Source organism: Paenibacillus sp. J31P316 (assembly GCF_056269105.1).
This window is the reverse complement of sequence record NZ_JBWDNI010000001.1, coordinates 984,144-998,304: the sequence shown is the minus strand read 5'-3', so window position 1 is coordinate 998,304 and position 14,161 is coordinate 984,144. Positions and strand designations below refer to the sequence as shown.

At 56.1% G+C, this 14,161-nt stretch carries 16 protein-coding genes; 14 read left to right on the top strand and 2 right to left on the bottom strand.

Features of this window, described 5'->3' with window-relative positions:
- Positions 1-57: 57 nt before the first annotated feature.
- The 8 genes from AC0YNU_RS04365 (at position 58) to AC0YNU_RS04330 (ending at position 8,271) form a co-directional block, all read left to right on the top strand.
- The gene (locus AC0YNU_RS04365) at positions 58-486 is read left to right on the top strand and encodes an RbsD/FucU family protein (protein WP_475753478.1); all 429 of its coding nucleotides are present in this window, start codon (positions 58-60) and stop codon (positions 484-486) included.
- A gap of 149 nt (positions 487-635) precedes the next feature.
- Positions 636-1,787: a GerAB/ArcD/ProY family transporter gene (locus tag AC0YNU_RS04360; protein WP_475753476.1), complete on the top strand. Its 1,152-nt coding sequence runs from the start codon at positions 636-638 to the stop codon at positions 1,785-1,787.
- Positions 1,726-3,156, top strand: a complete 1,431-nt coding sequence (locus AC0YNU_RS04355; RefSeq protein ID WP_475753474.1) for a spore germination protein — start codon at positions 1,726-1,728, stop codon at positions 3,154-3,156. The genes AC0YNU_RS04360 and AC0YNU_RS04355 overlap by 62 nt, the downstream gene beginning before the upstream one ends.
- The gene (locus AC0YNU_RS04350; RefSeq protein WP_475753472.1) at positions 3,156-4,316 is read left to right on the top strand and encodes a Ger(x)C family spore germination protein; all 1,161 of its coding nucleotides are present in this window, start codon (positions 3,156-3,158) and stop codon (positions 4,314-4,316) included. The genes AC0YNU_RS04355 and AC0YNU_RS04350 overlap by 1 nt, the downstream gene beginning before the upstream one ends.
- Positions 4,317-4,482: 166 nt before the next feature.
- The gene (locus tag AC0YNU_RS04345; protein WP_475753470.1) at positions 4,483-6,669 is read left to right on the top strand and encodes an alpha-galactosidase; all 2,187 of its coding nucleotides are present in this window, start codon (positions 4,483-4,485) and stop codon (positions 6,667-6,669) included.
- A 119-nt stretch (positions 6,670-6,788) separates the two neighbouring features.
- Positions 6,789-7,181, top strand: a complete 393-nt coding sequence (locus AC0YNU_RS04340; protein ID WP_475753468.1) for a phage holin family protein — start codon at positions 6,789-6,791, stop codon at positions 7,179-7,181.
- Between the two features lie 138 nt (positions 7,182-7,319).
- The gene (locus tag AC0YNU_RS04335) at positions 7,320-7,739 is read left to right on the top strand and encodes a YhjD family protein (protein ID WP_475753466.1); all 420 of its coding nucleotides are present in this window, start codon (positions 7,320-7,322) and stop codon (positions 7,737-7,739) included.
- Positions 7,740-7,887: 148 nt separating this feature from the next.
- Positions 7,888-8,271, top strand: coding sequence for a cupredoxin domain-containing protein (locus AC0YNU_RS04330; RefSeq protein WP_475753464.1), 384 nt, complete (start codon positions 7,888-7,890; stop codon positions 8,269-8,271).
- 90 nt (positions 8,272-8,361) lie between these two features.
- On the opposite strand, the gene AC0YNU_RS04325 is transcribed toward AC0YNU_RS04330, so the two are convergent.
- Positions 8,362-8,613 carry a hypothetical protein gene (locus tag AC0YNU_RS04325; protein WP_161693940.1) on the bottom strand — a complete coding sequence of 84 codons (252 nt, stop codon included), beginning with the start codon at positions 8,611-8,613 and terminating at the stop codon, positions 8,362-8,364.
- A gap of 108 nt (positions 8,614-8,721) precedes the next feature.
- On the opposite strand from AC0YNU_RS04325, the gene AC0YNU_RS04320 reads away from it, so the two are divergent.
- The 5 genes from AC0YNU_RS04320 (at position 8,722) to AC0YNU_RS04300 (ending at position 11,530) form a co-directional block, all read left to right on the top strand.
- Positions 8,722-9,009 carry a Dabb family protein gene (locus tag AC0YNU_RS04320; RefSeq protein WP_475753965.1) on the top strand — a complete coding sequence of 96 codons (288 nt, stop codon included), beginning with the start codon at positions 8,722-8,724 and terminating at the stop codon, positions 9,007-9,009.
- A 147-nt stretch (positions 9,010-9,156) separates the two neighbouring features.
- A complete protein-coding gene (locus AC0YNU_RS04315; RefSeq protein ID WP_475753461.1) occupies positions 9,157-9,582 on the top strand; it encodes a DUF86 domain-containing protein in 426 nt (141 codons plus the stop codon).
- A 98-nt stretch (positions 9,583-9,680) separates the two neighbouring features.
- Positions 9,681-10,346, top strand: coding sequence for a helix-turn-helix transcriptional regulator (locus tag AC0YNU_RS04310; protein WP_475753963.1), 666 nt, complete (start codon positions 9,681-9,683; stop codon positions 10,344-10,346).
- Between the two features lie 155 nt (positions 10,347-10,501).
- Positions 10,502-10,984 (top strand): DUF948 domain-containing protein, encoded by a 483-nt coding sequence (locus AC0YNU_RS04305; protein WP_475753459.1) that lies wholly within the window; start codon positions 10,502-10,504, stop codon positions 10,982-10,984.
- A gap of 147 nt (positions 10,985-11,131) precedes the next feature.
- Positions 11,132-11,530: a YtxH domain-containing protein gene (locus tag AC0YNU_RS04300; RefSeq protein WP_475753457.1), complete on the top strand. Its 399-nt coding sequence runs from the start codon at positions 11,132-11,134 to the stop codon at positions 11,528-11,530.
- Positions 11,531-11,741: 211 nt separating this feature from the next.
- Here the strand turns inward: AC0YNU_RS04300 and AC0YNU_RS04295 are convergent, their stop codons facing one another.
- Complete coding sequence (locus tag AC0YNU_RS04295; protein WP_475753455.1) at positions 11,742-12,644, bottom strand: helix-turn-helix domain-containing protein; 903 nt, start codon at positions 12,642-12,644, stop codon at positions 11,742-11,744.
- 175 nt (positions 12,645-12,819) lie between these two features.
- Between AC0YNU_RS04295 and melA the strand changes: the two genes are divergently transcribed.
- The gene (gene melA / locus AC0YNU_RS04290; RefSeq protein WP_475753452.1) at positions 12,820-14,118 is read left to right on the top strand and encodes an alpha-galactosidase; all 1,299 of its coding nucleotides are present in this window, start codon (positions 12,820-12,822) and stop codon (positions 14,116-14,118) included.
- Positions 14,119-14,161: the final 43 nt, after the last annotated feature.

The window sequence follows — 14,161 nt, the reverse complement described above, 5'->3', positions numbered from 1 at the left end:
GCTAGTATCCCGCGTATTCTTCGCTGACCGACGTACATCCAAGGAGGAACTCTATTCATGCTGCATGGTATTCCCAAGATCATTTCGCCAGACCTGCTTAAAATCCTGATGGAGATGGGACACGGGGACGAAATCGTCCTTGCCGATGCCAACTTTCCGGCGGCCAGCCACGCCCAGCGTCTGATCCGCTGCGACGGCCATCCGATTCCGGAGCTGCTGGACGCCATCTTGCAGCTGTTCCCGCTCGATCCTTATGTAGAAAAGCCTGCTTCGCTGATGCAGGTCGTTCCCGGCGACCCGGTCGAGACGCCGATCTGGTCGGAATACGGCGGCATCATCGGCGCTCGTACGGGCATGGCTTCCCCGTTCGAGCAGGTGGAGCGCTTCGCGTTCTACGAACGGGCACGTCAAGCCTACGCGATCGTCGCGACGGGCGAGAGCGCGCTGTATGCCAATCTGATTCTCAAGAAGGGCGTTATCTCCTAAATGTCTGACCGGAGTTAATCGTGAATAGTTTTTAGCTTGCACGCCTGAGCCGCCACCCGGCCGTTTCCTAAGCAAATTGGCAAACGGCCGGTTTTTTTATGGACCCGTTGGTAAAACTATGCCGAAATGGATGTGGGAGGCGTTGCGTTTTGCCGAAGGAAGGGTCGCTCGGCCATTGGCCGATATTTATGATGCTGACGCTGTCCGTCGGTCTGTCCTCGCATGTCATCGTGCTTCCCGCCGTGCTCGACGTCAGCCTGAGGGATGCTTGGATGTGCGGTCCGCTGGCGTTCCTATTCATCGTTCCTTGGCTGGCGATCTTCGTCCACGGACCGATGAGACGAACGAAACAAGCAAATATGCGCGATTGGCTGCGTTCGCGGCTCACGCCCGCGGGAGCGTGGCTGGTCGTCGGGCCGGTGCTTCTGTTCCTGCTCATTACCAGCTTTCAATCCTTCGTGGAGACGACGGCTTGGACGTCGGCCACGTTCCTTCCTTTGACGCCGGAGATCGTCGTCCAGACCGTGATGATGCTGCTGATCGGCGCCGCCGCCCTCTGCGGCCTCCGTTCGATTGCGTTCGTCTCCTGCCTGCTCCTGCCGGTCGTCGTCGTTCTCGGCGACTTCGTCATGAGCGCCAACATGCCGCACAAGGACTACAGCGTCCTACTGCCGATGCTGGAGTACGGTTGGGGAACTCCGCTGCACGGCATGCTCTATGCGCTTAGCTGTTCGATGGAGATTTTCCTGATGCTCTTCCTGCAGCATTATTTGAAATCTTCGATCAAGCTGTGGCAGATCGTGACTTTCGCTGCCTTCATCATGCTTCTCATGACGGGGCCGACGATCGGCGCCATCACGGAGTTCGGGCCTATCGAAGCCGAGAAGCTCCGCTATCCGGCATTCTCGCAGTGGCGCCTCGTTTCGATCGGCAAATATTTCGAGCATGTTGATTTTTTCGCGATCTTCCAATGGATGTCGGGCGCCTTCATTCGCGTATCCCTCGGCCTTACCTTGATGATGGAGCTGATTCCGCTTCGCGAACGCAAGAGCCGCGCTTGGTTCGTCTGCATTCTCGGGGTGCTCTACATCGCGCTCGCGAAAGCGCTGGCCAGCATGATGATTCAAGCGGAGCATTTGATCCGCCTCGTTTTCTTGGTCGACTTGGCTCTCATTGTGCTCATTACGACTACGATCTGGCTGCTCTCGTTCCACGGGCTGCCGAAAGGGAGGAGACCCGATGGTTCCCAGCAACAGCAAGTCGGCTTCGGAGACGACGCCGGAGCCAACAATAACCTCTGAATGGCTGCACGGCCAGCTCTCGCGCTGCGGCGACGTATCGATGAAGACCGTCGTGCGTACCGTGCCGGATGCGGAAGAGCCGATACATTACACGGTCGCGTACGTGCCGGGCATGGTTGATTTTCGTTTCGTTCAGACGATGTTCGATAACGACGGCAGCTTGGCGTTCGATATCGAAGCGAATCCGCTAATCCGGCGTCTGGATCCCGGTCCGGATGGCAAAGGCGTGTTCGAGCAAATGTTCGGCGGCCAGATTATCCTGTTGAATGAATCGACGAACGCCTTGTTCGTCGTCGACAGCCCAGGTCAGCCCTCCAGAAGCATCGAGGAATCGACGCTGGAGCTATCGGTCAAAGGGCCGCGCGACGGCTTCGTCGAGACCATTGCCGTCAACCTGTCCCTGATCCGGACCCGACTGCGCACGCCGAAGCTGGCAGCCGAATGGTTTACGCTCGGCACCGAATCGCAGACCCAGGTTTGCTTGATGTGGATGGAGGGCATTACGTCGCCGGACGTCGTCGAGGAGGCGCGAAAACGATTGAACGGCATCAACGTCCTCGTGCTGCACGGAGCCGGGGAGCTGGAGATCGCGATCTCCGACCGGTCCATCGCGATGGTCCCGACGATCCACTACATCGGGCGTCCCGACTTCGTCGTCCAGTCCCTGATGAACGGACGGTTCGCCATCCTCGTGGACGGCTCGCCAGCCGCGCTCGTTGCACCGGTCAACATTTCTTATCTCGTCAAATCGCCAGAGGACGCTTATTTGCCTTTTTACTTCGTTTCCTTCGAGCGGTGCATCCGGCTGATCAGCTTCCTGCTCGCAGGCATGCTGCCGGGCTTCTGGCTGGCGCTGCTCGCTTACAATAACGACCAGGTGCCGTTCACGCTGCTCGCGACCGTCACGATGTCCCGCTTCGGCCTGCCGCTCAGTCCGCAGATGGAGCTATACCTCATGATCTTCATGTTCGAAATTTTCCGAGAAGCGGGCGTACGGCTGCCGCGCGCCGTCGGGCAGACGGTGACGGTCGTCGGCGGTCTCATCGTCGGGGATGCGGCGATTCGCGCGGGCCTGACGTCGCCGACGATGCTCGTGATCACCGCCGTCACCGCCGTCTCCACCTTTACGCTCGTGAACCAATCCCTGAACGGTTCCGTCACCGTCATTCGCCTGTTCATCATTACGGCGGCGGCCTTCCTGGGGCTGTTCGGTTTCTTCGTATCGGTCTTTGCGGTCATGCTCTACTTGTGTACGCTGGAATCGTTCGGCATGCCGTACATGCAGCCGCTAGCGCCGATCGAATTCCGCAAGTTGTTCACCGCCTTGCTGCAGCTGCCATGGAAATTCCGCGTCAAACGGGGTTCTTGATGATCGGGAGAATCGGCCGGCGGGCGGCCCATAACGTTCGGCAGTTGCTGGTGTTTGCCGCGCTTGCTTCAACAACCTGCCTGTTGGCCGGCTGCTGGGATTCCACGGAGATGGCGGACGAGGCGTTCGTGACGGGCATCGGGGTCGATTTTAAAGAAGGGCAATTCGAGATCAGCCTGCAGCTGCTGGACTTCGCTGCCATCGCGAAGACGGAGAGCCCTCCTCCGAGCGAGCCCAACGTTTGGATCGGCACCGGCAAGGGAAAAAGCCTGCACGCGGCCATCTCGGGCCTGGCTTTGTCCTCGCAGGTCCAAATCAATCTGGAGCAGCTCAAGGTCGTGGTCGTAAGGGAACCGGCGATGGACAAAATGGACGAAATTCTTGACGCGCTGAACCGCGTGCGCGTATCGCGGTACACCTCTTGGATCTTCGGCACGAAAGCGGAGATCAAGGACATTCTCGCAACGGATACGTTCTTCCAGCGCTCGCAGCTGGCGAGCCTCATCTATGAGCCGAAGCTGCTGTTTCGGCAGGACAGCTTATTCGAGCCGATGACGATGCAGCGCTTCGTCGCCGACTTCAACGAGAGTTCCGAGACCGCGCTGCTGCCCAGCGTATCCCTGAACAATCGCGCCTGGAGCAAACGTAAAAAGGGGATGCACATGGAGCAGTTGGACGGTCTCTTCGCCTTCAAAGGGAAGAAGCGTCCGAGCTATTTCACCCTCGGGGAAATTCGAGGCATGCAATGGGGCAACGAGCATTTCAATCGGGATGTCATGACGGTGATGGGGGGAACGGGTTTCACGAGCATCACGGTGAGGAATCTGAAGGTGAAGCGTTCCATCGCGATCGAGAACGGGAAGCCGGTGCCCGCGCTGAACGTGCGCGTCCACAGCTCGTTGAACGAATTGGGCGAGGGCATGATACGCTCCGAAATCGTCCGGCTTGCGCAGAAGCAGATCGAGGAGGAGATCCGGACTGCATACAATACGGCCGCGAAGAGGGAGGTTGATATCTTCAACTTCGACGAGACGCTCTACCGGCATCATCTGCGGACGTGGAAACGCATGTCGAACGGACGCTGGCATCCGGGAGAGAAGGAACTCAAAGTGAACGTTAAGCTGGTATTGAAATACTCCGGCGTATTTGAATTGAAATAGTGCCCGATTACATGAATATTACGGAGGAGAACCCTACAATAATCCATAGGATCGCTAAAAGCCTCCATGTCATGTACTTCTTGTACCGCCTATACTTGTAGACGACTGGCGCTATTTCGCAATTGCGCCACAGCATCGTTTATTCCATAGGAAGGGTGTTTTTATAATGACGATTACGTATATTCCCGAAAGCGGGTTGTTCCATCTGCAGACCCGTTCGATGAGCTACATGTTTCAATCGTTGCAAGGATTTCCCGCGCATGTCTACTGGGGCCGCAAGCTTAGCGAGGGCAGCGCGGCGCGACTGCTGAAGCGCGTCGAGCGAGCATCCTTCAGCCCGAATCCCGTTCCGGAGGATCGCAGCATTTCACTGGATACGCTGCCGCAGGAATATCCGGGCTACGGCTCCAGCGACTTCCGCAGCCCGGCGTATGCCGTTCAGCTGCCGAACGGAACGACGGTGACGGAGCTGCTCTACGCCTCCCACGAGATTCAAGCCGGCAAGCCTTCCTTAGAGGGATTGCCATCCGTATACGCCGAGAGCGCGGACGAGGCGGAAACGTTGATCGTGACGCTGGAAGACAAGCTCTCCGGCTTGAAGGTCGAATTATCGTATACCGTATTCGAAGCGTTCGACGCCGTGATCCGTTCGGCACGCTTGATCAATACCACCGCGGATGTGATGCAGCTGACGCGCGCGCTGAGCTTCAGCGTCGATTTGCCGCATGACCGTTTCGAGCTGCTGCAGCTGTCCGGCGCATGGGCACGGGAGCGTTACGTGCACAAGCGTGCGCTCACGCCCGGCATTCAGGCGATCGAGAGCCGCCGCGGCTCCAGCAGCCACATGAACAATCCGTTCTTCGCCCTGCTGTCCGAAGATGCGACGGAGGATCACGGGGACGTATTCGGCTTCAGTCTCGTATACAGCGGCAGCTTCGCCGGAGGCGTAGAAGTGGATCAATTCCATACGGCCCGCGCCTACATGGGCATTAATCCGTTCGATTTCTCCTGGCGTCTGGAAGCCGGAGAGTCGTTCCAAACGCCGGAAGCGGTCATGGTATTCTCGCATGAAGGGCTTGGCGCCATGTCGCGGACGTACCATGAGCTGTACCGGACCCGGCTGTGCCGCGGCGCGTTCCGCGATGCCGTCCGTCCGATCCTCGTCAACAACTGGGAAGCGACGTACTTCAACTTCAATGCGGATAAGATCGAATCCATTGCCAAAGCCGGCAGCGAGCTCGGACTCGAACTGTTCGTGCTCGACGACGGCTGGTTCGGACATCGCGACAGCGACAACAGCTCGCTCGGCGATTGGATCGTCGACAAGAAGAAGCTGCCGAACGGATTGGAAGACCTGGCGGAGCGCGTACGCAGCCACGGACTCGAATTCGGTTTATGGTTCGAGCCGGAGATGGTTTCCCCGGACAGCGACCTGTACCGCGCGCATCCGGATTGGTGCCTGCACGTGCCTGGCCGCCGCCGCTCCGAAGCTAGGCAGCAGCTGATTCTCGATTTGTCCCGCGCGGATGTTCAGGCTTATATCGTTGAAGCGGTGGGCAGCATCCTGCGCAGCGCGCCGATTACGTACGTGAAATGGGACATGAACCGCAATATGTCGGAGATCGGCTCGGCATTGCTGCCGGCGAACCGTCAGCGCGAAACGGCCCATCGTTATATGCTCGGCCTCTATAATGTCCTGGAGCAAATCACGACGTCCTTCCCGAACGTCCTGTTCGAGAGCTGCTCCGGCGGCGGCGGCCGCTTCGATCCAGGCATGCTCTACTACATGCCGCAAACGTGGACGAGCGATAATTCCGACGCCATCAGCCGATTGAAAATCCAATACGGCACCAGCATCGTCTATCCGGTCAGCTCGATGGGCGCGCACGTGTCCGCCGTGCCTAACCATCAAGTCGAGCGGAATACGCCGCTCAAGACGCGGGGCGACGTCGCGATGTCGGGCAACTTCGGCTACGAGCTGGATCTGACGAAGTTCACGGGCGCGGAGATCGAAGAAGTGAAACGTCAAGTCGCCATGGTGAAGGACGTACGGGGCCTTGTCCAATACGGCAACTTCTACCGCTTGCTCAGTCCGTTCGAAGGCAACGAGACCGCTTGGATGTTCGTCTCGCCGGACCGCCGGGAGGCGCTCGTCGTCCACGTCGTCGTGTTGAACGAACCGAACGCGAAGCTTGACCGTCTGAAGCTGAAAGGACTGGACGCCGGCCTTCAATACGAGTGGGTCGGAACGGGCGAGGTCGTGGGCGGAGACGAATTGATGTACGCGGGCGTCGCGAAAGAAAGACCGCACGGCGATTACTTCAGCACGGTACACCGGTTTATCGCCAAATAACTTCGCTGCCTGAGGCAGGGATGAGATTTCTAGAAGACTAGGACAATTGAGACGGACAACCAGCCTCCCTTCTGCATACATTGTATGGCAGCGTATATTTTGAAGGGAGCGTGAGATGGATGCCGCACACGATTGTTTGCAGTATGACGGCTGTGCTCGGTTCTGTTCTCGTTTTCTCTTTCGGGGTGTGGCCGGAATCCCTGACCGTCTTGCTGGTTGCCATGGGAATCGACTATGCAACAGGGATTACGGCTGCATTGAAGGAGAAGCAAGGGTTGAACAGTACCATAGGTGCATGGGGGTTGGCGCGTAAAGGCTTGATGCTGCTCGTTATCCTGCTGGGGCACCGGATCGATATCCTGCTCGAGCTGAACAATATTGCCATGGGCGGGGCGATCTACTTTTATTTGGCCAACGAGCTGATATCCGTGACCGAGAATTTGGGCAGAATGGGCGTTCCGATGCCCGATCGGTTACGTGAGTTGATAACCGTGCTCAAAAATAAAAAATAGCATTGATTAACGTTTCATCTTCCAGGCCATCCTAAACAGGATGGCTAATTTTTTGCCTATCTGCCGCTTGTCCGCCGATTGCGTATCCGGGACACCTTTGTTATAATGGGAACAAATGTTCCTACTTGGAGGAGACGTATGGTGCTGGAAACGGAAATGTTGGCGACGGCGCCCAGCCGGACGATGGAAGCGGAAGCGCCGCCGGCACAGCTCGGCAAGGAGCTGGAGCTTGTCAAGCATTATGTGCTGCTGGGAATCGCGAAAGTCATCTTGGAGCACGACATCCGAATCGCAGGCGCCGCCCCGACCAAGCTGCCGCGCTTGTACGAGTCCATGATGCGGGGACTTCAGGATCGCGTGCTGCTTGAGCTGGCTGGCATGCGCATTCAATTCAAAGCAAGCGGAATCGGGGTATATGAAGAGAAGCGGACGAAGGAAGCCTTGACCGCGAGCTATCGCTGCATGGGCTACCAGCGTTCATTCTCCATGCCATGGGCATTCGTGAAGGCGGAATCGGAACGTCTGTTGAAGAGTTATTTCGAGATCAGGAAAGCGTAGGCGTTCATGCAGATTCCCCAAAAACGTTCATCGTTTTGTCAAAAAAGGAAAAAAAGTTTATCGCTTGGCACAGTTTAAGGTTGAGAATAACGGACGATCTTAGGTAATATAGGGAGTAGACATTTGATGAAAAGGGGAGCAAGAAGCAATGCATAAGTGGATTATGTTCGTCGTTTTCGCAGCGGCTTCGGTTTTGGGCATTTATTTGCTAACGACTCAGCTTCCGGGCAAGCCAGTCGATGAGGCTGCATCGCTGCCGCCTGGCGTGACTTTATTGAAAGTAGAAGCTTCTCAGGACTTCGTATTCGATCAGAAGGAATACCACGCTAAAGTGGGCGAGAAAGTTATCGTGAAGCTCCACAATAAAAGCGGCGTTCACGGTCTTGCTATTCCTGAGCTCGGCATTGATCTTCAAGGCGACAAGATGGAACAGGAAGTTACGCTTGATAAGGCGGGTACTTATGAAATGCATTGTGCCGTCATGTGCGGTACGGGCCATGCAGACATGAAATCCGTGCTGATCGTTGAATAAGAGCAGCAATCCATAAGCAACAACAAAAGGAGCCCGCATGCGGCTCCTTTTTTAAGTGATATGCTTACGCGGGCTTGCTGCCGCGGCTCGCTAGCGATAAGAGCGTCGGCGATTTCGCGCGATGGCCCAATCGCAGATAAAGCCGAGCAGCGCCCAAGTTGCGATCGTCAATACATACATCAGATAGACATTGACCTCATGAATATCGACGATTAAGTCCGCAATCCAAGCAGGGACGCTTAGGCTGAAGAACACCATGTTGTGCGGGTCATAGCCTGTCGAGTTGTACAGGCATATGGCGAGGCCGATAAGCGTCGCCACGATCGTGACTGGATAACGCATGAGCTGATCTCCTTTGCTGGAAGATTGCCGAATGGCGGCACCTTGCGTTATTATGTGACAAAAGGGTGCAGCGCATCCCCATCCCATACAAGAAGGAGCGAATGAATGATGATTACACATATCGTGCTATTCAAACTGAAAGACGGCAGTCCGGAGAGCGTTGCCCAAACCGTGCAGGTGCTCAAAAACATGGAAGGCAAAATCGAGGAGCTGCGCTCCATCGAAGTGGGCACCGACGTGATTCACTCGGAACGCTCGTACCATATCGCGCTCGTGACGCGCTTCGACTCGCTGGATGCGCTCAATGCGTACCAGATCCACCCGGAACATAAAAAAGTGATCGCGCATATGAGCGAGGTTCGTGAAGCGTCCGTATGCGTCGATTACGAATCGTAAGGGCGGTCTAAGATAATCCTATGGGCGACGTGTTTGAAATGATGACCTACCTGATTGTTATCATCGTTAGTTTGATCGTGATGACAATCTGGCTCAAGCGCAAGGCGCGCAAGAAAAGGTCCTAACCGGAAGACGAGGTAAACAACGATGTATTATGTCAATCGCGAACAAATTTCCGTCCGTCTCGGGGTTATTCCCGAGGTAGCGGAGGCACTTAAGCATTTGCAGTCCCACTGGGACGGCAGCGTTATTCAGGGCATGGCGCAGGAGCGGGCACTTATACTTGCGATCGAAACCTTAACGGACGTCGGCAGCTACTTGATCGACGGCTTCATCATGCGCGATGCGAGCAGCTACGAGGATATCGTGACGATCATCGCGGGCGAGGAGGTTTTCCCGGAGTCGCTCCAGGAACCTCTGCTTGAGCTGGTGAAGCTACGCAGGCCGCTTGTCCAGGATTACTTCGAATGGCCGCGCAAGGAGCTTCATCCGTTTACGGCGACGATGCCGAACCTCCTGATGGCTTTCAAGGAAGCCGTCGAATCCTATCTGCTGCGGGAGCTTGGGAACTAAGCTGCTCGGCGTCGTCCGCCGATTTACGAAACGGCGGAAATGCGTTACAATGACGTCAAGAGCGAGGCTTAGGGCCGAAGGCGGTGGATAGTATGGGAATGGAACCGAACGGGACACCGTTTATGCATAAGGAACAAGCGCTCAGGCAGGAAGGCTCGACGAGACAGACCGTACTGACGCTGCTTAAGACGGGCGGTCCGATGAACGCCGGCGAGCTGGCCAGACAGCTGCAGATTACGGAGATGGCCGTTCGCCGCCATTTGAGCACGCTGGAACGGGACGGACTGATCGTACCGAACATCGTTAGGCAGGCCATGGGCAGACCTACGCATATGTTCAGCTTGACGGAACAGGCCGAGCTGCTATTCCCGAAGAATTATCACGTTTTGGCACTCGATCTGCTTGAAGAGCTGGAGGAAGATCCGGAGACGGCCGCGATGATTGACCGGATGTTCGAAGGGCGCAAGCGCAAGCTCATTGAACGTTATGCCCATCGCATGGAAGGCAAGTCGCTCCCGGAGAGAGTCACGGAGCTGGCAGCCATCCAGAACGACGGCGGGTATATGGTGCAGGTGGAGACGGATGGCGAAAGTCTCGTGCTTCATGAATACAATTGTCCGATCGCGCATGTCGCAGACCGTTATCAGCAGGCCTGCCAATGCGAGCTGGCGCTGTTCCAGAAGCTGCTTGGAACGGACGTCGAACGGACGGAATGCTTGGCGAAAGGCGGCGGCAAATGCAGCTATCGCATTGCCGGCGCATAAGGATAAATCGATACAAGAAGACATGGGTGCGCAAGCCCCGTGTCTTTTTTCTTTTCCCGAAGCTGTGTCAAGTCAAGCCTATGCTGTTTATACTATTAATACGAAATGGGCACGAGCCCAATCGTACAGAGAGTTGGAATGGAGGTGGGCCGTGAATGGTCATTTGGTTTGAAGGAGCTGCCGCTGTTGCATTCGTGGCATTGGTCGTCGGCGTGTTGATGTGGCTGCGGTCAGTCGACAAACGAATGGGGAAATTGATGCAGCTGGCCGAGTCGCTCGAACGCCGCGCCGAAGTAGCCGTTGCCCAGGTCAGCGATTTACTTGATCCGGTCACGGAAACTGTACGGACGGTCCAAAAGTCGATGGATGGAATTACGAAACTCACGGAAGCAACGAAGCGCATTGGAGAATCGGCAAACCAATTTTCTTTCACCGTCAATCGGATCTCCAGCGAGCTGAACGACACCGTCGACCGGGTAGCCAGCAAGTCCGGCGACAAGGCGAAACGCAATATCGCGGATGCAATGGGATGGGCAGAGGTCGGATACGCCGTTTGGCATTTCTGGAAAGACAAACGGAAAGAAGACACCGCAGCGGAAACCTTGCATGCGAAAGCCGTTAATCAGGGCACGATATGAGGTACTAAGCGACTGCGGCAAGCGCTTGCCACATGGCGGCGGGAGAAGCGGTCAGATGAAACAGCCAAGGGCGCACTGAAGCCGAAGGATTAAACGCACAGGCGCCTGGGCTAATAAACAAACATACTTATAAAGGAGTGTATTCAGATGGCAAAAAGAGGATTTCTTGTAGGTGCAATCGCAGGTGGCGTAGTTGGTTCCGTAGCGGCATTGCTGCTGGCTCCGAAGTCGGGCCGGGAGCTGCGGCAAGATATTGCCGATAAGTCGCACACCCTGTCAGACCAAACGGCGCGCATCGCCGGTCAGGTCACGGACAAAACCGTAGAGCTCGCGAAGCAAGTCGGTTCGACGGCGAGCACGGCGGCTGTCAAAGCAAAGGATACCGCTTCCTCGGTAATCGACAATGTCCGCAGCTGGCGTGCCGATGCTAAGGATCAACTCGAGGAAACAGGCGAGCAAGTGAAGAATACCGTCGAAGACGTGAAGGACAAAGGCAAAGAGCTGATGGCCGAACACCGCGAAGAACTTCAAACGGTAAACAACTAACGCTTGGCTCGCTTGCGTAAGGCCGCAGCGTCATCGCTTATGGCAGCGTATCGTTCCGCTTGCTGCAGGTTGATGGCTGCCGATCATAGAGACACAAATAGGCTTTGCTGCCGGTCATGTACCGACGGCAAAGCCTATTTGCTTGTAGAAGTATCATGATTAACCGGATATAAGCCGCGTTTCTCCGATATCCCGCTTAGCCGTACCCCGCTTAGCCGTGACGCGCTTGGGCCCGGTATTCCGACGGCGAGTAGCCGAACGTTTTGCGGAACTGCTTCGAGAAATACAGCGCATCCGGATAACCGACGGAGGAGGCCACTTGGTCGATGGACAGGTGGCTTTGTTCGTTCAGCAGCTCCTTGGCACGATCCATGCGCACCTTGAGCAGAAACTGCATGGGCGATACGCCTGTGACCTGCTTGAACATTTTGGATAAATGCGTGCGGTGATAACCAAGGCTTCGGGAAAGCTGTTCGATCGAGATCGGCTGCGCGTATTGATACGACAGCCAGCGGACGGCCCGCTTGATCTGCCGGTCGATGTCGGGCAGAATGGCTAACGAATTGACGATGAGCTTGCCTTCGTTCAGCATGCCGATCTCCTTCAGCAATACGCGAAGATGGCCGCCTGCCTCCAGATCCGCCAGCTCCGGGAACGACGTCCGTTCGAAGGTGCTTCTTATTTTGCGGTACAGGGAAGTTAAAGGTCGCAGCTCATCGGTATGCACGACGGGATTGGAGGCGGACAAGCCGAGGCTGAGGAGCAAATGGCCGGCCGCGTGGCCTTTGAAAGCGACCCATACGTAATGCCATGGCTGGGCGTCGTCAGCGAAATAGGAGAACAGCTCGTCCGGAAAAATAAGGAATGTATCGCCGCGCGAGCAATCATAGCGCCGACCGTCGATTTCGAACGTGCCGCGGCCGGAAATAACGGTATGCATGAGGTAATAATTATGAACGGCCGGGCCGATGCCATGGCCGGAGAGCGTCTTGCCCTCTCCGCTGAACATGACCGAAAGCTCGCCCTGCGCGGGCTGGGAATTGTTCATGACGGTGAACTCGGAATGCTCGGTATGCGGGATTTCGCTGCGCGTGCTCGCCAATGCCTTCTTCATCTATAGAACCTTCTTCCTTCAACATGCTGTCCTTTTAAGAGTATACAACGAAACTACAAATGTACATATAAAAAATGCTTTAATTCCTACTCAAACCTATGTTTGTTGCTCTATAGTAGTGGTTAGAAGAAGACATTAATCCGCTTACATGCGGGCTTATCTGAGGAGGATATTCATGCCGAAAATTACGTTCATTGGAGCCGGAAGTACCGTGTTCGCTAAAAACGTGCTGGGCGACTGCCTGGTTACGCCGGCTCTGCAAGGATTCGAAATCGCGCTGTTCGATATTAATCCGGAGCGCCTGTCCGAGTCCGAAACGATGCTCAATCATATCAAGAACACTTACGGCAGCACGTCCGTCATCAAGGCGTACTCCGACCGCAAGGAAGCGCTTCGCGGCGCCAAATACGTCGTCAACGCCATCCAAGTAGGCGGCTACGATCCATGCACGATCACGGACTTCGAAATTCCGAAGAAATACGGCCTGCGCCAGACGATCGCGGACACGGTCGGCATCGGCGGCATCTTCCGCAACCTGCGCACGATTCCGGTCATGCTCGATTTTGCCAAGGATATGCAAGAGGTTTGTCCGGACGCCTTGTTCTTGAACTACACGAACCCGATGGCCGTGCTGACGAACGTGATGAACACGCACGGCGGCATCAAGACGGTCGGCCTCTGCCATAGCGTGCAGGCTTGCGTCTCCGAGCTCTTCAAGTCCCTCGGCATGGATCAAACCGGCGTCCAATCCAAAATCGCCGGCATCAACCACATGGCTTGGCTGCTGGAAGTGACGAAGGACGGCGTCGATCTGTACCCGGAAATCAAGCGCCGCGCCCGCGAGAAACAAAGCGAGAAGCATCATGATATGGTCCGCTACGAGATGATGCTGAACTTCGGCTACTACATCACGGAATCGTCCGAGCATAACGCCGAATACCACCCGTACTTCATCAAGCGCAACTATCCGGAGCTGATCGAGCGCTTCAACATTCCGCTGGACGAATATCCGCGCCGCTGCATCGAGCAGATCGGCAACTGGAAGAAGCTGAAGGAAGAGCTCGTCGGCAATCCGACGCTGGAGCACAAACGCACGCACGAATACGCGTCGTACATCTTCGAAGCGATCGAATCGAACAACGCGTTCCGTATCGGCGGCAACGTCATGAACACGGGCTTGATCACGAACCTGCCGAAGGAAGCGTGCGTCGAAGTCACCTGTCTCGTCGACCGCAACGGCGTAACGCCGACCTTCGTCGGCGATCTGCCGCCGCAATGCGCCGCGCTGAACCGCACGAACATCAACACGCAGCTGCTTACGATCGAAGCGGCGATTACCGGCAAACGCGACCATATCTACCACGCCGCGATGCTGGATCCGCATACGAGCGCCGAACTGTCGATGGACGACATCAAGTCCATGTGCGACGATTTGATCGAAGCGCATGGCGACTGGCTGCCTGCCTACAAGTAAGATTGTCCGAAGCAGACAACCTATACAAGCAAAGGCCGCCCCG